At 38.8% G+C, this 18,598-nt stretch carries 16 protein-coding genes and 2 pseudogenes; 10 read left to right on the top strand and 8 right to left on the bottom strand.

Annotation, left to right across the window (positions count from 1 at the left end; translation table 11 throughout):
- Position 1 precedes the first annotated feature (1 nt).
- From EHQ52_RS02925 to EHQ52_RS02915, 3 genes are read left to right on the top strand one after another with little or no spacing between them, the layout of a single operon-like run.
- A complete protein-coding gene (locus tag EHQ52_RS02925; protein WP_135613781.1) occupies positions 2-667 on the top strand; it encodes a flagellar basal body L-ring protein FlgH in 666 nt (221 codons plus the stop codon).
- Positions 664-1,731, top strand: coding sequence for a flagellar basal body P-ring protein FlgI (locus EHQ52_RS02920; protein WP_135613780.1), 1,068 nt, complete (start codon positions 664-666; stop codon positions 1,729-1,731). Before EHQ52_RS02925 ends, EHQ52_RS02920 begins: the two co-directional genes overlap by 4 nt.
- Entirely contained in the window at positions 1,728-2,201 is a 474-nt protein-coding gene (locus EHQ52_RS02915; RefSeq protein ID WP_208653448.1) for a rod-binding protein, read from the top strand. The genes EHQ52_RS02920 and EHQ52_RS02915 overlap by 4 nt, the downstream gene beginning before the upstream one ends.
- A gap of 4 nt (positions 2,202-2,205) precedes the next feature.
- On the opposite strand, the gene EHQ52_RS02910 is transcribed toward EHQ52_RS02915, so the two are convergent.
- On the bottom strand, positions 2,206-2,838 hold the full coding sequence (locus EHQ52_RS02910; RefSeq protein ID WP_135613778.1) for a TetR/AcrR family transcriptional regulator: 633 nt from the start codon (positions 2,836-2,838) through the stop codon (positions 2,206-2,208).
- A gap of 131 nt (positions 2,839-2,969) precedes the next feature.
- Between EHQ52_RS02910 and EHQ52_RS02905 the strand changes: the two genes are divergently transcribed.
- From EHQ52_RS02905 to EHQ52_RS02885, 4 genes are all read left to right on the top strand, one after another.
- Positions 2,970-4,568 (top strand): FAD-dependent monooxygenase, encoded by a 1,599-nt coding sequence (locus EHQ52_RS02905; protein ID WP_135613777.1) that lies wholly within the window; start codon positions 2,970-2,972, stop codon positions 4,566-4,568.
- The gene (locus EHQ52_RS02900; protein ID WP_135613776.1) at positions 4,561-5,670 is read left to right on the top strand and encodes a VOC family protein; all 1,110 of its coding nucleotides are present in this window, start codon (positions 4,561-4,563) and stop codon (positions 5,668-5,670) included. The genes EHQ52_RS02905 and EHQ52_RS02900 overlap by 8 nt, the downstream gene beginning before the upstream one ends.
- Before the next feature lie 16 nt (positions 5,671-5,686).
- On the top strand, positions 5,687-6,637 hold the full coding sequence (locus EHQ52_RS02895) for a fumarylacetoacetate hydrolase family protein (protein ID WP_135613775.1): 951 nt from the start codon (positions 5,687-5,689) through the stop codon (positions 6,635-6,637).
- A 394-nt stretch (positions 6,638-7,031) separates the two neighbouring features.
- Complete coding sequence (locus EHQ52_RS02885) at positions 7,032-7,982, top strand: sensor histidine kinase (RefSeq protein ID WP_135613773.1); 951 nt, start codon at positions 7,032-7,034, stop codon at positions 7,980-7,982.
- Between the two features lie 39 nt (positions 7,983-8,021).
- Here the strand turns inward: EHQ52_RS02885 and EHQ52_RS02880 are convergent, their stop codons facing one another.
- The 4 genes from EHQ52_RS02880 to EHQ52_RS02865 are packed head-to-tail and all read right to left on the bottom strand — an operon-like array spanning position 8,022 to position 13,006.
- Complete coding sequence (locus tag EHQ52_RS02880; RefSeq protein WP_135613772.1) at positions 8,022-10,274, bottom strand: YhjD/YihY/BrkB family envelope integrity protein; 2,253 nt, start codon at positions 10,272-10,274, stop codon at positions 8,022-8,024.
- The gene (locus tag EHQ52_RS02875; protein ID WP_167492162.1) at positions 10,271-11,158 is read right to left on the bottom strand and encodes a class I SAM-dependent methyltransferase; all 888 of its coding nucleotides are present in this window, start codon (positions 11,156-11,158) and stop codon (positions 10,271-10,273) included. The genes EHQ52_RS02880 and EHQ52_RS02875 overlap by 4 nt, the downstream gene beginning before the upstream one ends.
- Positions 11,134-11,769, bottom strand: coding sequence for a class I SAM-dependent methyltransferase (locus EHQ52_RS02870; protein WP_135613770.1), 636 nt, complete (start codon positions 11,767-11,769; stop codon positions 11,134-11,136). The genes EHQ52_RS02875 and EHQ52_RS02870 overlap by 25 nt, the downstream gene beginning before the upstream one ends.
- The gene (locus EHQ52_RS02865) at positions 11,756-13,006 is read right to left on the bottom strand and encodes an ATP-grasp domain-containing protein (RefSeq protein WP_135613769.1); all 1,251 of its coding nucleotides are present in this window, start codon (positions 13,004-13,006) and stop codon (positions 11,756-11,758) included. Before EHQ52_RS02865 ends, EHQ52_RS02870 begins: the two co-directional genes overlap by 14 nt.
- A gap of 670 nt (positions 13,007-13,676) precedes the next feature.
- Between EHQ52_RS02865 and EHQ52_RS02860 the strand changes: the two genes are divergently transcribed.
- Positions 13,677-14,540, top strand: a complete 864-nt coding sequence (locus tag EHQ52_RS02860; RefSeq protein ID WP_135613969.1) for a flagellar hook-basal body protein — start codon at positions 13,677-13,679, stop codon at positions 14,538-14,540.
- Here the strand turns inward: EHQ52_RS02860 and EHQ52_RS02855 are convergent.
- Positions 14,508-15,782, bottom strand: a complete 1,275-nt coding sequence (locus EHQ52_RS02855) for a transposase (protein ID WP_135613768.1) — start codon at positions 15,780-15,782, stop codon at positions 14,508-14,510. The genes EHQ52_RS02860 and EHQ52_RS02855 overlap by 33 nt on opposite strands.
- Positions 15,754-16,005 (bottom strand): annotated as a pseudogene (locus tag EHQ52_RS20220) (transposase); the annotation flags it as partial. The gene EHQ52_RS02855 and the pseudogene EHQ52_RS20220, both read right to left, overlap by 29 nt.
- A 172-nt stretch (positions 16,006-16,177) precedes the next feature.
- Between EHQ52_RS20220 and EHQ52_RS02845 the strand changes: the two are divergent.
- Both EHQ52_RS02845 and EHQ52_RS02840 read left to right on the top strand, forming a co-directional pair.
- Positions 16,178-16,759, top strand: a complete 582-nt coding sequence (locus EHQ52_RS02845) for a hypothetical protein (protein ID WP_135613968.1) — start codon at positions 16,178-16,180, stop codon at positions 16,757-16,759.
- Between the two features lie 102 nt (positions 16,760-16,861).
- Positions 16,862-17,314 (top strand): annotated as a pseudogene (locus EHQ52_RS02840) (nucleotidyl transferase AbiEii/AbiGii toxin family protein); the annotation flags it as partial.
- 606 nt (positions 17,315-17,920) lie between these two features.
- Here the strand turns inward: EHQ52_RS02840 and EHQ52_RS02830 are convergent.
- Positions 17,921-18,580 carry a site-specific integrase gene (locus EHQ52_RS02830; protein ID WP_135613767.1) on the bottom strand — a complete coding sequence of 220 codons (660 nt, stop codon included), beginning with the start codon at positions 18,578-18,580 and terminating at the stop codon, positions 17,921-17,923.
- Positions 18,581-18,598: the final 18 nt, after the last annotated feature.

The raw sequence follows: 18,598 nt of genomic DNA, 5'->3' as shown, positions 1-18,598 counted from the left end.
TATGATCCGTAGTTTGAAATTTATACTTCCACTTTTATTTTTATCCGGAATGATCGCACTTTTTGCTCAGGATCTTTCTCAATGGCAGGACAAAAATCCTTACTCCAGAAGCCAAAATCTAAAAGTGGGAACTACTATATTTGTAAAATTGAAAGAAGGTTTTACGGCAGAGTTCGAGATCGAGTCAACTGCAGATGAGAATATCACTATCAAAGCTGTTCCTGATAAAAAAGTGATCCCTGAGAATCCTACTTATAATACGGATCGAACAATCGTTCGTAAAAATAAAGGTAAGATCAAATCTTTAGGTAAGCTAAAAGGAAATTTGACTGCCGTAGTAACAGCGATTGATACAAATACCGGTCTTTTAACTTTACAAGGACAACGTTCTTCTACTTATAATGGGGAACCTTCTCAAGTTCTTTTAACTGGAAGATTATCCCCTGAGTTTATTTCCAGAGACAATTCTGTGGATGCGGATCGTATTGCTGATTTACAGATCCAGTTTACTGGTAGGATAGAACCTAAAAATTTACAACCTCCTATTACTTTAAAAACGATCAATAACCCTGATGGAACAGTAACTGTCAAAGCTGAGCTTTCGGAAGAAGAAAAACAAAGATATATTCTGGAGCAGTTGAATCGTTTATTGGGAGAATCTAAATGAAAAGAGCAATTTTACTTTTTATAATATTCTCCCTATCTCTTTCCAGCGCAGAAGTTCGTTTAAAGGATTTAGCTAAGATAGAAGGGATTAGAGATAATCAGATCACTGGTTATGGGATCGTAGTTGGTCTTCCTGGTACTGGAGATTCTAAAACTCCAATGACTACTGAGAGTATGAAAAATTACCTCAAGAACTTGGGAGTGGATGCAAATCTAAAGCCAGAACAAACTAAGAACATAGCATCCGTATTAATTACTGCTAATATTCCTTCTTACGCTCGTAAAGGTGATCGATTAGACGTGACTGTTTCTTCTATCGGAGATGCAAAGTCTCTGGAAGGAGGAGTTCTTCTTCAATCTCCTTTGAAAACTGCGAACGATAAAATTTATGCAGTTGCAAGTGGAGTTATCTCTTTCGGTGGAAAAGAAAACACCGCAGGTGGACTCGGAAGAGCTTCCAAAAAGACAGTAGGGATAGTTCACGCAGGTGCAATTGTAGAAACTGAATTGAAAGAAGATTTCTTTTCTAACCAAAGAGTAGTCATTCGATTGAACAGCCAAGACTTCTCTTTGATGAATAATGTAGTGAATCGTATCAAAGAAACTGTCCCTGAAAAATTTGGACTAAAAGCTGAATCTATTCAAGCGTTAACTCCTTCTGAGATCGTGATTGAAGTCGGTGCTGGATTTTCTGCTAAGTCTCCGGGTTTACTCAATCTTCTTTCTGATCTGGAAAACATCACTGTAGAATCAAATCCAAGAGCGAAAGTAGTGATCAATGAAAGATCTGGGGTGATCGTGATGGGTGGAAACATCACGATTGATGAAGTTGCAGTTGCAAGATCTGGCTTAAGTCTTTCCGTCGCAGATAAGAACAGAAGACCTTTGAGACTGAGCGGAGAGAAACCTCCTACAAAAGAATCTTTCGTAATAGAAGAGGCCACTCAGGTCTCTGATGTGGTGGAAGCATTGAACAAAGTAGGAGCTTCTACAAAAGATATTATAGCAATTTTAGAAGCATTGAAGTCAGCAGGTGCTCTTCATGCAGAACTGGAGATACAATAATGATAGATAAAATACAAGACTATCGATCTAAATTGGATCTTACTGAAAGACCGGAAGTCCAAAAACTTTTGCGTGAAGAAAAAAATGCAAAGCCTGGCCAAAGTTTCCCTGATCAATTAAGAGAAGAGTTTAATAATACTCTATCTGGAAAAATTTCTTCTTCTGAAGTGAGAATGCCTCATAATATTAAAGAGGAAATTTCTGCTGATCCATATCGCAAAAAGTTATTCGATGCTTCCGGTGAATTCGAATCCATGTTTGTTAAGATGATGTTGAAAGAGATGAAGGCTACAGTTCATAAGTCTGGGCTTATTGACGGTGGATACGCGGAAGAAATTTTCGAAGATATGCTCTATGACGAATATTCTAAGAATTTATCTGCGAATTCATCTTTGGGACTTGCGGAACAGATCTATCAGTCTCTATCTTCTAATCTTCCGCCGATCTCTAAGCTAGATTCTAAAATTTAATAGGTTAGTCTTCTTTCCAGGCCCTTTCGAAACCTTTGGAAGCAAGTTTTTTTGCAGTCTCGGCCTTTACTCCATAACTTCTGAGTACAAGAGTCATCATCTCTCTATCGTGTAATCTATTTTTCGCTCTTCCTTCTAATATATTCCTGATCCCGTAATGTAGGGAACCCACAAAAAGTCCTAGTGCGGTTTCAGTAGATTCAATAGAGAATTTTCCTGATGTTACGCCTCTTTGCAGATCTCTCAATGGATAACTTAAAAGCATATCACTCATTCTTGGCGCTACAGCTGCGATCCGGATCAGTGCCCAGGCCCAATTCGAATCCATCCTGGCTTTTTTGAAAAAATAGATCCCTGCAAGCGCCATTCTTTCTGCAGGGTCATCCATATCTCCCATAAGAGTTTCCACTTCGGATGCTAAAGATTCTATTAAAGATAAGGAAGAAGCTTCTAAAAGTTCTTCTTTGGTTTTGAAATGATTATAAAAGGTTCCGTTTGCGATTTCAGCTTCTGCAATCACATCTGAGATTGATGCTTCTCCTGCGTCTTTTCTTGCGAATAGTTTGAGGGCAGCTTTCAGGATCTGGAGCCTGGTCCGTTCTCTTTTCGGGAGTAGTTTTTTGGGGGGAGAACTCATAAGATATCAATCCCTTATTTGTAATGTGACACAAATACATTTTTGATAGATTTATCAAAAATAGAAAGATTTATCTATTTTTGATCTTAATTAATTGACGTTTTTATCATTTTTGATTAGTATATCATTTTATGGATAGGATCGAGGAGTTGGAGAAACCGAACGTTTTGATCGTAGGCGCGGGTCCGGTAGGACTTCTGACTGCGAACCTATTGGGACGGGAAGGAATTCCAGTCCTAATTATAGATCAGAATCCAGGAATTTTGGAAATTCCGAGAGCCATTTCCTTGGACCAAGATGCCTTGAGAATTCTCCAAGCTTCCGGGCTAGGAGAAGAAGCTTCTAAAATTATGCCTTCTATCTCCTGGGTCGAAATGATCTCTCCTTACGTAGGAACATTAGCTAAGATTAATTCGATGGGATCTATGGACGGACATCCTCGTTTGGTTTCAATTTATCAACCGGACTTGGAGAGACTTTTAAGAAAGGGTCTCGAAAGATTCGATCATGTAAGGCTTTGGTCAGAGTGTACATATTTAACTCATGTTGAGTCGGATTCGGAAATTATCTTAAAAGTAAAATGTAACGGAACTACTTATAAAATTTCGACAGGTTTTCTATTAGGGTGTGACGGCGCTCATAGTCCTATCCGTGAAAAACAAGGATGGAAACTGAAAGGTTCTGCTTACAAAGAAGATTGGCTGATCTTAGATGTAGAAGATATGCCTAACGTTCTTAGTAAGGTCGAATTTATTTGTGATCCTAAAAGGCCTATCGCACATGTTCCTGGTCCAGGAAAATCACAACGTTGGGAGTTTCTTCTTAAGGAAGGAGAAACCAGGGAAGAAATGGAAAAGTCCGAAAAGGTCGCGGAACTCATTCGTCCTTGGGGAGAACTTTCTTCCATGAAGGTACAAAGAAAGGCCGTTTATAGATTCCAAGCTAAGACAGCAGAATGTATGGGAAAGGGAAGAGTATTCTTACTGGGAGATGCTGCTCATTTAACTCCTCCATTCGCTGGACAAGGATTAGTAAGTGGCATGAGAGACTCTTTCAATCTTGCCTGGAAAATTGCATCCGTTTTACGTAAAGAAGCTTCTAGGGATATACTTTCGAGCTATAACCTAGAGAGAAAACCACATGCAAAAAAGATGATACGTTTGGCTGTGTTTTTGGGATCGATCATTATGACTAGAAGTAGGATCGCTGCTTTTTTTAGGGATTTTTTGATGATATTCCTGTCTTTTACTCCTGCTCGTCCTTATTTATCGGATCTGAGATTAAAACCGGATAATTCGTTCGGTAAAGGTCTATTCTTAAAGACGAATACTTTAAAAAAATCTTCACTTTCTCCAGGATCCATTTTCCCACAAGCTCCTCTCCGATTAAAAGAAGGGAATTGGGAATTATCAGATTCTTTATTAGGCTCAAATCTCTGTCTTGTTGGTTATGGAGCAGATCCTTCCCGTAACTTAAGCCGATCTAATATTGAAATTTGGAAAAAAATGGGAGGAAGAATATTATATATTTCGAATCAACAGCAGGTTTCTGAGATTATTTCTAATTCAGCTGAAGATGTTACTTCTTCTTTTTTGAAATTTTTCGGTGGCGCGGATCGATTCGCGATTGTTCGTCCGGATAAGATTGTGGCCGCAGTCTTTTATGGAAAGGAACTAGATGATACAATTTTGAGATTTGCAGAAATCTACCAAAGGAAGTGCCATGAATAAATTACCTTCCGAATGTCCTAGGAGATCGAAGTATCCTATCAGTAAGGCGAGAGATATCGCTTATGTTCGATTAGGAAGAAAAAATCTGGAATTGGCTGGCGAATACTATAAGGATTTTGGGCTTTCTCTTTTTGAATTGTCTAAGGACAGGATTTTGTTTCATGGCTTTAGCTCCAATCTTCCCTGTTGGTCTTTGGAAAAGGCCGACAGGGACTTTTTACTCGGATTCGGATTCTATATATCTTCTGCTGAAGAATTTGAAAGGTTAAAACAGATGGATGGAGCCGAGGTCTGGCCTCAAGGAAGATTCGGAAGGGATCATTTTCCAGCGGTAACGATTAAAGATCCTTCTGGTCTTCCAGTAGATGTAGTATTACTCCCTTCTTCCTTGGAAGAAAAAAAGAAGGATGGAAGGTCTAAAAATTGGAATAGTGATGGAAAGATCTTACGCAAAAATACGCCCCAACCATATGATATAGGACCAGCTAAAGTAAATCGCTTAGGACATGCAGTTTTCTTAAAACAGGAGTTCTTAAAGAATGCACAGTGGTATTGTGATGTATTTGGAATGATCCCATCCGATATACAAATACTTCCAGGATCCAAGGAACCTGTGATCGCTTTTTTAAGATGTGATTTGGGAGAAAAACTCACAGATCATCATACTATAGTAATTGCCTCTGGAATAGACGATAGATTGGAACATTGTGCTTTCGAATTGGAAGATTTGGATGAGGTTGCTAAGGGAAGGGAATGGCTTTTGAAAAGAGGATGGAAGTCTGCTTGGGGAATTGGAAGGCATATTTTAGGAAGCCAGATATTCGATTATCAGAGAGATCCAAGCGGGATGCTCGTGGAACATTATACTGATGGAGATAAATTTGATGATACTGTTCCCGTAGGCTTTCATCCTATCAGTAGAGAGAGTCTGTACCAATGGGGACAAGATATGCCTGAGGATTTTTTAGATACGGAACTTTCTTTAGATAAATTGATCCAGCTTATAAAAGGGATATTTTCAGGAAGGAAAATTGAGCTACGAAAGCTGATTGAATTAAAGAAGGTAGCGGAACTATCTCCCAGAAGTTGGATCAAATATTGAGAAAAAGGAATATACTATGGCAAAAAATTATATACGTTTTCAAAAAAATAAACAGATAGATTGGGCAAAAGTTACAGAGGGTAAGGTATATCCTCTCGGGTTAGGGGACTTAGATACCCGCAAATTTTTGGAATTCGCTAGGACGGACAGCACTAATCCTGGATCCAAGAGTTATAATCTTTCGGATATAATATTACTTTCTCCGATTTCTTCGCCTTGTCAGATCATTTGCCAAGGTGCGAATTATAGACAACATTTGATAGAATCTGGGCTTGATCCAGATGATAAGAGTTATAATCTATTTTTCACTAAATCAGATGCATCTTTAACTTCTCCCCTAGGAGAGGTGATCCGGCCTAAACATGTTAAACTTCTGGATTATGAGATCGAGCTAGGCCTTGTTTTTGGAAAATCAATCGAATCTTATACAGAAGTAAATTCTAAAAATATATCAGAATATGTTGCTGCTATCTTTATGGCGAACGATGTATCCGCAAGAGATATACAACTTCCTCAATTGCAGTGGTATAAAGGAAAATCTTATCGTACTTTTTTGCCAGCAGGGCCAGTCTTAGCAGTTTTGGAGCCGGGAGATTTTGAAATATTGAATAGTTTGGAATTAACTTTGCTTGTGAACGATAGAGTCAGACAGCATGATACTATTTCTAATCTAGTATTTAAACCGGAGGAGACTATTACTGAATTATCTAGTTTTTGTAATATATCTCCTGGTGACGTTTTGTTGACAGGTACTCCTTCTGGATGTGCTCTTAGAGCTCCGGGAAAGATATTACAAAAGATCGCTGGCCTTCTTTCCGAAAGAAAAAAATGGGAGCTGTTCGTAAAAGGGCAAAGTAAAAGATCTCAGTATTTACAACCTGGGGATATGATCCATTCTACTATTCGAACTGCGGATCGTAGGATTGATCTAGGAGACCAATTTTTAAAGGTGGTCCAAGGATCGTAAGTCAGATCAATTTTTTTTAAGTATCCCCTTTCTATTCTTAACGCAGACCGGTCTGTTTTAGATTTGTAGGAGAAACAGAATTGACATTTCGCTCGTTTCTTCTATAAATTACTTCCGGTTTGCATGATACAAATCAGCGAAATTCTAAATCTGATTTTCGACTCCATAGGTTTGATTGCGATAGTCGCTCTTTATCGGATCGGACTCATACCAAAATATAAATATCTATTTATTGGATTCCTTTGCGTCTGGTTTAGTAGTCTTTTTACTGTCCTGGAAGGTTTTTTCTGGCCGGTCTTCTTGAATTTTCTAGAACATTTCACTTTCTTATTGTCCGGAGTATTCTTTTTATTCGGTATAAACGTTTATTTCTTAAAACGGCAGGAAGTCTGAAATGAATGTTATATCTTCCATGAGCCTCGTGACTTTTCTATTATATGCGATCTCTTTAACTCTATTGATCAAAAGTATAATGAAAAATCGTGTAAAGTTTGGGCCTGGGATATTTGCTGCAGCTGCTCTTTCTACCGGATTTTTTGTATGTGTTTCCAATTTTTTAGAACATTCAGGCATCAGTGATATTTTGGATGATTATGAGGGATTTGCTCGAGATCTTTTTGTGATGTTTCTTCTCATCTTTTTATATGTGGATTCCATGCATAGAGAACAGGCGAAAAGAGAGAAGGACCAAAAAAGAATACAAAATGAGCTGAGGGAAAAAGCATTCTTACTTACTGAGATCCATCACAGGGTGAATAATAATCTACAGATAGTTTCGAGTCTTCTTTCTATGCAAAGAGCGAATAAGGAAGATGAAAATATTTCGGAAGCTCTGAGGATCGCACAAAATAGGATCCAATCTATTGCTAAGATCCATCAGATTATTTATGATTCTAATAATCTTTTGCAGATAGGTGCCGATTCAATTTTAGATCCTGTGATCCAAAATTTGGAAAATACTTATAAGAATACCTCTGGAAAAATATCAGTTAATATTGAAATAGATAAAAATATCAAATTGGATCCGGATACTGCAATGCCCTTAGGATTAATCCTAAATGAGCTAGTTACAAATTCCTTAAAACATGCATTTTGTGAAGGAGAAAATGGTGAAATTTCAGTTCGATTGGAACAGGATGATAAAAATCTAATATTACTAGTTTCAGATTCCGGAAAAGGAATAGAAGATGCAGCTAATCAGACAGAAGGGATCGGAATGAAATTGGTCGAAAGTTTGGTGCTGCAGGTTAGGGGAAGTGTTCGTGTAGATTCCAAAGATGGGATGCGAGTAAGGATCGCGGTTCCCAAGGAAGGAAGACCTAACATAGTATTTTCTCTTCCTTGAGAAATTTCTTAAGTTTATAATTTTTTAATATGGCTCGCCTCAATCGATCAGATCTCTAAAACTGATCGCATCCAAATCTTTCTGGAGAGAAGTTTCTGCCTTATCCATTTTTTCTCTGACCTTATCAGGATATACATGGAAAGACGGATCTTCTTTTAGGAGCGGTTCTGGTATCCTGCGGTAAAAATCTCCGAGAGTTAAATCTTCTCCAGAGACCACAGGCAGCCAGGCTCCACCTTCATTTGTTTCTACAAGTAATCCTGCTGCGGATAATGTTTTAGTTAATCTTGGGATCTCTTCTGCGTGCAGGCCAGATTTGATTGCAAGGTCTCCACTGCGAGGAGCAATTTTACTTTCTTTTTGTACAGAGTAGACTGCTTTCAAAACTCCGATCAGTTTTCTAAATTCATAACTGAAAGAAGTATGATGCTCTTCTATCAATTGGAAAGGCGCGTAATATCTTTCTGGGTATTGCACACATGCAGTCACTTCTGCACCGAATAGAACGATGAGTGATAATGAATATACTCCAATCAAGAAGATAGGTATGGAAGCGAGTGCCTTATACACTATCATTGTGGTTTCGGAGAAGGAGGTAATATAAACTTGGAATCCATACAGGAAGATCAAAAAGATCACACTTGTAAAGCCTGCTCCCCAGGAAGATGCTCTAATAGGGACTTTTGTATTAGGGATCAAAGTGAATAAGGCTAAGAAGAAAAGCCAGATGCCTATCAATGGGAAGAAGAATTTTAGAATATTATAAGGTGAGAATACTGACTCTCCCCCCTGCAGGATGATTGTTTCGTACTTAACATCCTTATATTCTGAAAGACTGATCTTTCTATATTCTCCAATATTCAATAATCTGAATCTTCCGTTTTCACTTCTGTCTAGTAAGCCTGAAGCGAATACTTTTCCTTTGGCAGGAATATAAAATGTATTCCAATGTTCTCCACCATCTATGGAGACTAAAATATTTCCAAGAGCATCCAAAAGGAAAATGTCGGCCGATTCTTCGTTTTCTATGGACCAAACTTTAGTGAATGTATATCTTTTATGACTGAGGTTTTTCCAGGAATAACCACCATCTTCTGTTTTGAAAACGGAACCTCTTTCTCCTGTTACAAAAAATTCTCCCGGTCTGATCCGATGAATATCTTTTAAACCATGGCCAGTGATCTTAGTTGCGTTCCAGGTATAACCACCGTCTTCACTTTTCCAAACATTTCCGTCCTCATCTACGATGTATCCTAGATATGGTTCCGGAAAATAAACACGATTTGCTCTGATTTTCAGAACGTTTGTGAATACTGGTTTATAACTTCTTCCTTGGGCAAAAAAGTGTAGGACTTCTCCGTTGGAGAATATTAGGTAAAAATTACCTTCGTTAATATATTCAAAATCTTTAAAATTAGAATTATCGAAATAGATTGCATTCCATACAGAGCCATCCACTGGTTTAGAAAGAAATAGTCCTTTTTCGGAAAGTGCATATACTTTTCCGTCCTTGATGGAAACTCTAACAAAATTTTCTTTGGAGATGTCTGGTTTTTCGCAAAAGTCTACACGAACCCCGAAAGAATCAAGGCATCGAATATTTTTGAGATCAATGTCCTTCTCGTCTAGATAATAATCCTGTTTTAAGCCGGAATCCATTCGGAATAGTGTTCCATTCTCTCCTGAAATCCAAATATGATTTTCTAGATCTTTGTCCATACTCAGATAATGAGGAGGGCGAAATACATCGGTCACTTTTTTGGCAAGATTGTCTCCGATAACAAGAAGTAAAGGTCCTATAGAAAGAACAAAAAAGTAAAATACGAATTCTTGCAGAACAGATCTTTTCTCTTCTATTCTCCAGATGGAGTTAAAAGAGTTTTCTAAAGATCTTAGTACGGTAGTTGCAGAAAAGACTAAAAGGATAAAACCGATCGCTCCGATCTGCCTGGCAGCATCAATCAATTCTCCTAGAGTATCTAAGTAAGGATTGATATCTAAATTGATATTGCTAACTAAGAAAAACGCATTAATTTTATCGAATATTTCTTCTTTACGATTGTCCAATCCGGAAGTGATTGTCAAAAGTGAAAGAGCCACAACAAGCATTGGGATCAGGGAAACGATTGTGGTATAAGAAATACCGGAAGCCTTGATAAGGCATTCGTCTTTGACAAAACGATAAGCCGAAGCTGCTAACACTCGGACTGTAAAGTTCAGCTTTCGTCCTAAACCAGCGTCCGGAATATAATCAAAAAATCTACTGTACTTTGTATTCGGATGAGAATTCATTTCTTAATCGCGTAATGCACCATAGAAGATGTGAGTGGTATTCCTTTTTTGGAAAGTTTACTTTTAAAATGGTAAAAAGAGATCCGAAACCATTTTAAATAATCCTTCCAGCTTGAAAAACTTCCCCTGGATTTTAAAAGTTTGGCGGAAAGAGGGAAGTCCACTCCGAGGTAAGTAATCTGTCTTTCGAATCCTCTTCTGGCAAGAATTTTCCGAAGGATTTTTGCAGAATAATAATACACATGGCCGGGCAAATAATAGTGATAATTTTTACCTGCTTCCATTGCCTGCCAGGCGTCGAAATTTGCAGTCTGAATGAGAAGTAATCCGTCAGGTTTTAAAACTTTGGTGAGTTTATTAAATACTTCTTTTGGGTTTTCTAGATGTTCTATCACTTCAATGAGTGTGATCACATCGAAAAAGTTTTCTGGAATATCTGCATCTAAGAATTGGCCCTGCCAAATTTTGAAACCTCTCGCTTCTGCTTGTTTGGCGGAGAAGGGAGAAATTTCCACACCATAAGGCATGAATCCTTTTTCTTTAGCGCATTCTAAAAAACCACCGAAGGAACAGCCAATATCTAAGAAATTTCCGGAAGATTTGAATTTAGAAATATTTTTTAAACGAGCAAACCAAACATAACGATCAAATTTTTCAGTCTTTCTTTCGTCTCTATAAGTGAATTCCTGGTTACCAGTATAATATTCTTCCGTATATAATGATTCAGGTTCAGGTCTTGGGAATTGGGCTTGGAAACCGCAGGTCTTACAAGTTTGGATAGAAAGATCGAAGTTTCCGAATTCGGATCTGTATAAAGGTTCCCAGTCGCAGTCCCCGCCAAGAGGACATTCTTCTTGGATTATTTTTTGGCGAGAAAGATCCAATGACAAATCCTCTCATCCAATTTTCCTAATGGAGTTCTCTCCGTATAACCGATCTCAAAAGAAGAAAATTTTTGAAGAAGGTTTTGCAAATCTTCTTTGGAATAAAACCAAGTGGCGCCGCCAGCAAGATCCGCGGTTCCTATTTTACCTTTTTCTGCCTTAAGATGAGTATCACCTTCTGCTCTTACAGAAGCTGCCAGATAACCACTTTTTTTTAAAATACGAAAGGTATCATCTAACATCGATTTTGCGAGATTTGGAGAATTATAATGTAGAACTCCCCAACTTACAATAAGATCAAACTCTTCATCCGCAAAAGGATAAGGGGGAGAATTTAGAAGAAAAGTTTTTGCCCAAGGATAAGATTCCTTAACTGATTGGATAGAATTCTCGCTATAATCCGCGGCAGAAACTTCGTAACCAAAATCTTTTAAAAGAGCACAATGTCTTCCTGAACCAGTACCAAAATCCAAAGCTTTGGGAGAAGGGGAAGAAGAGGGAAACTTAGAGATCATACGAACTAAGTTTTCATCCGGATAAGAAAGTTTGGCCTTAGGTCTGGTATAATGAGTTTCCCAAGCTTCTTTGGAAGGATGATCAGCGGGCTTCATATTCCGCCTTCAAACGATTTTTAACGGAACCATTCCATTCTTCTTCTGAAGAAGAAACCTTTGATCTTAAACAAAGAACTCTTGTTCTTGTTTCATTTCCTAATGAAGTATCCAATTTAGTACCGGGCTCTTTTAAGTTCTGATTGAAAAGAATTGTTTCACCAGAATTTGTAGGAAAATCTTCCCAGGATTTTAGGACAGAAACACCTCTGGGCGGAATATCAAAACGAACTTGAGATTTTAGTCTTTTAGGAATTTCTAAACTAGAAGGAGGAGGAGTGATTGGTTCTCCCACCAAAAGTTTTACCAGATTCGTGAAATAATCGTAACCTGAGTAACCAGGAACCAGAACATCTGCCAAGTATTCTCCGCCTACTTCTGGAGCGGCTTCGATCAAAACAAGATCTCCATTTTCGTCCGATCTAAACTCCGCCACAAAAGGGCAGTTTTTCAGACCAGTAGCCTTTACGATTGCTCTGCATAACATTTTGATCTCGCCTTCCAATTCAGATTTAGGGAAGGGAAGTCTATGAGCTGCTTCTAAAAAAGGAGGAAAAGAAGAAGTTTCCTTTAAGGAAATATTTACTAAATGAAATTCAGAACCTTCTACCAATCCCAAAACAGTATATTCGGGACCTGGAATATACTCTTCCAAAAGCCAGGTTTCAGGATGAGGAGAATTTGCAGTAGTTTTTGATTTGGGCTGTTTTTTAGGAGATAATATATTTGTAAGTGATTTCAGATCAGAATCGGATCCCACGAGTTGGATCCCTGATTTGCCGCTGCCTTGGCTTGGTTTTAAGATCCAAGGATAAGGAAAAGTTTTAGACTTTGCTTTGATCTCAGAAGAAGGGATCTCTCTTGGAACTCTGATCCCTTTTGGAGCCAGGGTTTCTTTCAAAATTTGTTTATCAGAAAATTTTAATACAGATTGTGTGCTTGCATATTTTAGTTTTAATTTTTCTGCAAGATAGGCTGTGCTATAAGTGGCTTTGCCAAAGGATCTTGTTCCTACTCCGATAATTGGAGTGGGCAATGGGTTTTCGGCGACAGCTCTTAAGATCCTTCTATATTCGAAGGTGGACTCTATGATCCTCATGCTCGCCAAGGCAAAGCCAGGGGCCTTATCGTTTTTATCTACTGCGGCTACTTCTAAGCCTAAGGCTCTCGCGGCAGAGATTAAGGGTACCTGGTTTTTACCGGCTCCTAAGGAGAGAAAATACCCTTTTTTCTTCATCCTCTGGATAGATAGTGCTCAGAACAAGAGATGTCAAAGGTTTTTTGGAAATGAGACTAAATCCAGCTTCCTTGTAGGAACTCCAACAAAGGATTTGGGCGGCTACTCGCTTTGCTCGTATCGGGCTACTACGGGTTCGCGCATGCGCTCATCCGGCAAGCCGGACTAAAGCCCTTCGTATCCCTGCCGCAGCGACCCATCGGGAGCGAGGCAACGACCACATTCTGCCAGCAGGGGAGTTTTTTTTCACGCAAAGCCGCTAAGTAAAGAAGGTTCCCCAGTTGGACATCCGATAGCTTCTTATCTTAAGAGCTTCGGGTGATACTTCTACTGAGTGGGAACTCCAACATAAATGAAATGAAGGGAGCCTCCGCCCTGCATTGGGATGGAATGTAGATTCTGAATTCCGGGCTGGTTCCAGTTTAGGCTAAAATATCCCGAATCACTATTCGCCAGGGATGCGAAGGGCTTGTCCCACCAAAGGTGGGATGAGGCGGACTCGCCGAACCCGTAGCAGCCCGGTCCCGCCATCGGGCGGGAGGCGGCCAAATCCCATAATGGGATTTTGAAATTGGTAGGAACTCCTTCTTATTTTTTCTTTTTATGTCTTCAAAAGCGTAATGGGATTTTTGAAAAACTCCGATCCTTAAATGGAGCAGGAGAAAGTAGAATGTTAAGAGGAATGTACACCGGATCCAATGGGATGATCGTGCAGCAGACGCGCATGGATGTGATCTCCAATAATCTTGCAAACGTGGACAAGACTGCTTTCAAAAGAGACACAACGTTGTTCAAAACTTTCCCTGAACTTTTGATCCATAGATTCAGCGAGGACGGCGTGGGCAAGGTGCCTATGGGCTCGTTTGATACTGCTCCAGTGGTCGGCAAACTAGGATTAGGCGCCGAGGTGAATGAAATTTATACAAGATTCGAGCAAGGTGCTGTGAAGAAGACAGACAATCCTTTCGACATGATGTTGCAAGATAGGCCCGGCACTGAACATCCTGCATTTTTTAGCATTCTGACCAATAGAGGGGAAAGACTTTCACGTTCAGGTGCATTCGTTTTGGATACGAATGGTTACCTCGTGACTCCTCAAGGTTTTCCTTTAATGGGTGAAAATGGCCCGATCAAAGTTGCTCGTGGTAATTTTTTGGTGAAAGAGAACGGAGAAGTTTGGATCAACGGTGAGATCGGTAACGATCCTCGTAATTCTGTCGGAGCAGATAAGAATAGATTTGAAACTCCTGTTCTTTTAGATCGTATCAAGATCCGCACTGTTGAAAATCCTCGTCACTTGGATAAAGAAGGGGACTCTTTTTATAATGATACTCCTGAATCGGGCGAACCAAGACCATTTCTTTTAGAAGAAGAACCAAATCTTCTCCAAGGTTATTTAGAAGCTTCTAATGTAAGTGTCGTGACTGAAATGGTAGAGATGATCGAAGTTAACCGCTCTTACGAGGCGAATCAGAAAACTGTTCAAACTCAGGATCAGATGTTAGGCAAACTTCTGAATGATGTGTTGAGGTAAAAATCCTTTCCTCTCAATCCGAACCGCCTCCTTCATCCCGGCTCTCGGATTGACAGCAAAAGCATCCCTATCTCTACACCTCATTCCTTCGTTGGCATCATCACCATCACATTCAACCAGCACATCCAGTCCGAATACGTTAGCATTCTTAATGAAGCTAAACTCATTCAGATACATTTGGGAATATTTAGGCTTGATATATCCGTAAGCAGCAAAAGCAGTTTTTAAAACTCTATGGTTTCCTTCTGCTACTTGATTGTGGACTCCATTCTTCGACCAACGATTTCGAGCGAATCTGAATCTATTGTCCTTTGATCTTGCAGAGTGATTTACTGATCTGTGGTTCTTGTATATTCCCCAAAGCCATGGGTATCCTTGGTCTGTAAAAAGGGGAGTGCAAGTAGGGAGATGTTCTTTGATTAGAGGTCCAAGCGTATCCGCTTTCTGATTAGATACTGATGAGAAGAATACTGGTCCTTGTTTTATTGCTATAGTTTGGACGAGAGTTCCGACTTGTCTCCCTCCTAATTTCTCTGAAAGGTATATAGAAGCGGTTTGTCCACTATGTCTGTAACGTTTCCTACCTTGGCTCGCTCTTTCACCTGCTGAATATAATACAACAGTGTCTACGCAAGTATAAGGCTTCTTTGCCATGATCTTAGTAATGTCTCTATTCTCATTTGGAGGGAGTAGGAAGTCCTTGAACTGATCATTTAGAGCCTCGTAGGTTAGCTTCTTATACTTTGGTAATTGGTTTGATGCAAAGAGTTGGAATCTTCTCTTTAGTAAGCTGGCTGCATTATATCCTATTCTTAGCCTCTTACTTAGTTCTGTTGCTGTTACTACCTTTGGGTATTGTATTAGTGATTCATAAAGGATATATCCGAACATCCATATTGGAAGTTTGAAATGATGAAGGGGAGTGTAACTTAGTCTTGATGTTAGATATCTACATTGAGGACATCTAATTAGATCTGGTCTTGTTGAGATTTCCTTATCTAAGATTCTATTGTTACATTCAGGAGTAGGACAGTGTTTTGGGTAGAAGTCATTAAGTATCTTCTTGGTTATTTCCGTGAAGTAATCAGTGTTTAGTGCTGGGTTGTAGTGTTTAGGTAGGGGTGTTGGGAAGAGGTTTATATTTTCGGTATTTCTAATGGAAGGGGCGGTTCTGGATTGGAGGAAAGGTGGTCCTCGGTTCGGATTACGTGTATTAAATAGGTAAAAATAACCTAGCTCCAATCCTCACAGAACCTTCCTCTTCCTTCTGAACTAAAGCGTCGAGTCCGAGGACTTTTGCGTTCTTGAGGAAGGCAAATTCGTTCAGATACGGAGTCGAGTATTCTGGTGTTGTATAACAATATGCACCGAAGGAAGTTTTGAGTAATCTCTGGTTTCCTTCTGCTACTTGAGAATGAACTCCATGCTTGCTCCATTGATTACGAGCAAATCTATATCTATTATCTACTCCCCCTAATAGAAATAAACTACCTATACTTTCTTTTCCCCTACGTTTTACAGGGGAGGGTAGAAGTAGAAAAAAGATTACTTATTTTACAGTTTTTTCCTTTTCTTTAAATGCATGAATTTTTACAAAAAACGTTGACGTTTTTTCTATGAAACGTCTAATTATTATCATGAGTCTGGATACCCTCAAATTGCACTTAAAGCCTGGCAAGGTTTATAGGCGTGGTGATTTGACCGCTTTTTCCTCTAGCGTTGATCGTGAGTTAAAACAACTTGTTGAGCAAGGATTTCTTAAGAAAGAGCGTACAGGACTATATTTCTGCCCTAAGAAAAGTAAGTTTGGGGATGTTTCAGCAGATGCCTCTTCACTTGTGGAAAGGTATTTGAAAACAAAAGATTTCTTAATCGTAGATTATAATGCGCTGAATTCTTTGGATTTAGGTTTAACACAGCTTTATACTTGGCTAACTGTTTATAATCAAAAAAGACATGGCCTCGTTGAACTTGGAGGAGTTAAGTTTAATTTTAAAAGACGTCCTGGTTACCCGCAAACCCTTTCACGCGAATTTTTACTGGTCGAATTATTGAATGAACGTAAAGCGTTAGCAGAGGTTCCCGTTAATCTAAATGAGAAAATGCAGAAGCTTGTTAAAAAGTTGAATTCGACTCAGCTGAAAAAGGTTGCGGAGCAATTCGGAAAAGTCGCTGCTAGGAAAAAGTTTAGAGAGTTACTGTCTTCCATAAATGAATAAACCTTTTGTACATTCCGATGAAGAATGGAAAGAATTAGTTCGAGTGGTAGCTTCTGCCGAAAATCTCTCTCCAAGTTTGATTGAGAAAGACTATTTAGCGAGAAGACGATTTCTTCTTGGGTTACTGAGTATTTGATTAAGAACAATAAGATGCAAGATTATATAGATAATCGAGCAGTTGGAGTTCGTTGCTATCATCCCGAATACACTTTTGTGGAGAAGTTGCAGGCTATATCCACTAAGTATCGTCAACTTGCAGACGGACAAGAAATAGCAAATTTTGCAAGGCATTACTACGATGTTTATAAGTTGTTGGAGATGAAAGAAGTTCAAGATTTCATTGGAACTGATAAGTATAAAAGTCATAAAGAAAATAGATTTAGGAATGGTGATGAAAAGGATTTAACTAAGAACGATGCTTTCATATTAAGTAATCCCGATATGCGAAAGAAAATTGAGGAAAGATCTGAAACTACAAAGGCACTTTATTATGGAGAAATGCCTTCTCTAACTTCCATTATTGAACGACTCCGCGCATATCTAAAAGAATTATAAATTAGAGATAGAAATACTGCACATTTCTCCTAGATAAGGCTCACAATGTTTTAGGTAAATATCTGTCATGTTTAGGATTTTATTGAATATCTCTAATCCATCGCTATTTATTTGAAGCCATTCATGTTTTTGATTTTGTATTTCAGTCACGAAAATAATATTCGAAAAGAGTGAAATACGAAAAGGAAAAAACGGAAATTATAAAAAAAAGAAACTTAGTCTTCGTTTATACTTAAAATTAGTAGGTATTGATCTTCCGAATCTTTTGGTAGTAGAATTTTTCTAAAAGCTCTGTATCTATTTAAGGATGGTAGTAGATACTTAAAATAGACTAAGAATATTTCTATACCTTCTTCCGCTTCGGCAATAATTCGATTTAAGCTGCCTGACATTAGATTGTAGATTATTCTCGATGGAGATTTCTTATCTCTTGATTTGTTGAACACTGAGTTTAACTCATCCCAGACCGTTCTCGAAACATAAACCGGACAATTGTAAAACTCTTCCACTCTATACTTATATGGAATCACCATTAAGCTTACGACTTCGCCGGATTTGATTAATTACTTGATCGAGCTATTTTCCAATTTGTCTAATAAGGTCATTTCATTCCCAAGTAAGATATTTTGATCCGTCAAAGTAGGGTTTGGTGTAATATTTCGAAGTAGTCACAGGTGTAGAGTGACCTAAAACTTTCTGTGCAGCTATTGAACCGGAAGTTTCTAAGAGTTTAGCTCCGGTTGTATGTCGTATTGCATGAGGATGCACAAGCCGTCCAGAGCAAGTCTTTACTCTCCAGGAATTGACTATTAGCTGTAATCCTCTTGTGCTAAGATTGGAGCGGGAGGTTCCGTTTCTACTTGGGAGAGATAGGAAAAAGTAGTCATGACTCTCCCCAGTGATGGAATGATACTCCCGAATAAACTCTAATGTTTCCTCTGAGATAACTGAAAATCCGGTCCTTCCGCCTTTCTTAATATAGGAAATTAGCATTTCGCCAGATGGAGCCTGGAAGAGGTGAGAAAACTTTAGAGAAACGATCTCTTTAGCTCGGAGTCCAGTTTTACTCATTAGCGAGAGCAGGGCTCGGTTTCGATAATCTCTTTCCATTGTAGGCTCGGAAAACCTTCTTACCAGTTCAATCATCGTCTGATCGGTAAGTCCTTTTCCGAGCATGATTCCCGATTCTGGATCCGAATTTTTAGGACCTGTAGGTCTTCTATTTTGATAATCTATAATATTTACAACGTTAGATCTACTTGACATGAATATTAAAAAAGTGAA

It is taken from the genome of Leptospira koniambonensis (assembly GCF_004769555.1).
GTDB lineage: Bacteria > Spirochaetota > Leptospiria > Leptospirales > Leptospiraceae > Leptospira_B > Leptospira_B koniambonensis.
This window is presented reverse-complemented; position numbering and strand designations above follow the sequence as displayed.

Bases quoted from the DNA above. Each gene is read 5' to 3' on its own strand.
- EHQ52_RS02925 (WP_135613781.1), top strand. From the start codon at position 2: ATGATCCGTAGTTTGAAATTTATACTTCCACTTTTATTTTTATCCGGA.
- EHQ52_RS02920 (WP_135613780.1), top strand. From the start codon at position 664: ATGAAAAGAGCAATTTTACTTTTTATAATATTCTCCCTATCTCTTTCC.
- EHQ52_RS02910 (WP_135613778.1), bottom strand. From the start codon at position 2,838: ATGAGTTCTCCCCCCAAAAAACTACTCCCGAAAAGAGAACGGACCAGG.
- EHQ52_RS02905 (WP_135613777.1), top strand. From the start codon at position 2,970: ATGGATAGGATCGAGGAGTTGGAGAAACCGAACGTTTTGATCGTAGGC.
- EHQ52_RS02900 (WP_135613776.1), top strand. From the start codon at position 4,561: ATGAATAAATTACCTTCCGAATGTCCTAGGAGATCGAAGTATCCTATC.
- EHQ52_RS02895 (WP_135613775.1), top strand. From the start codon at position 5,687: ATGGCAAAAAATTATATACGTTTTCAAAAAAATAAACAGATAGATTGG.
- EHQ52_RS02885 (WP_135613773.1), top strand. From the start codon at position 7,032: ATGAATGTTATATCTTCCATGAGCCTCGTGACTTTTCTATTATATGCG.
- EHQ52_RS02880 (WP_135613772.1), bottom strand. From the start codon at position 10,274: ATGAATTCTCATCCGAATACAAAGTACAGTAGATTTTTTGATTATATT.
- EHQ52_RS02870 (WP_135613770.1), bottom strand. From the start codon at position 11,769: ATGAAGCCCGCTGATCATCCTTCCAAAGAAGCTTGGGAAACTCATTAT.
- EHQ52_RS02865 (WP_135613769.1), bottom strand. From the start codon at position 13,006: ATGAAGAAAAAAGGGTATTTTCTCTCCTTAGGAGCCGGTAAAAACCAG.
- EHQ52_RS02860 (WP_135613969.1), top strand. From the start codon at position 13,677: ATGTTAAGAGGAATGTACACCGGATCCAATGGGATGATCGTGCAGCAG.
- EHQ52_RS02845 (WP_135613968.1), top strand. From the start codon at position 16,178: ATGAGTCTGGATACCCTCAAATTGCACTTAAAGCCTGGCAAGGTTTAT.
- EHQ52_RS02830 (WP_135613767.1), bottom strand. From the start codon at position 18,580: ATGTCAAGTAGATCTAACGTTGTAAATATTATAGATTATCAAAATAGA.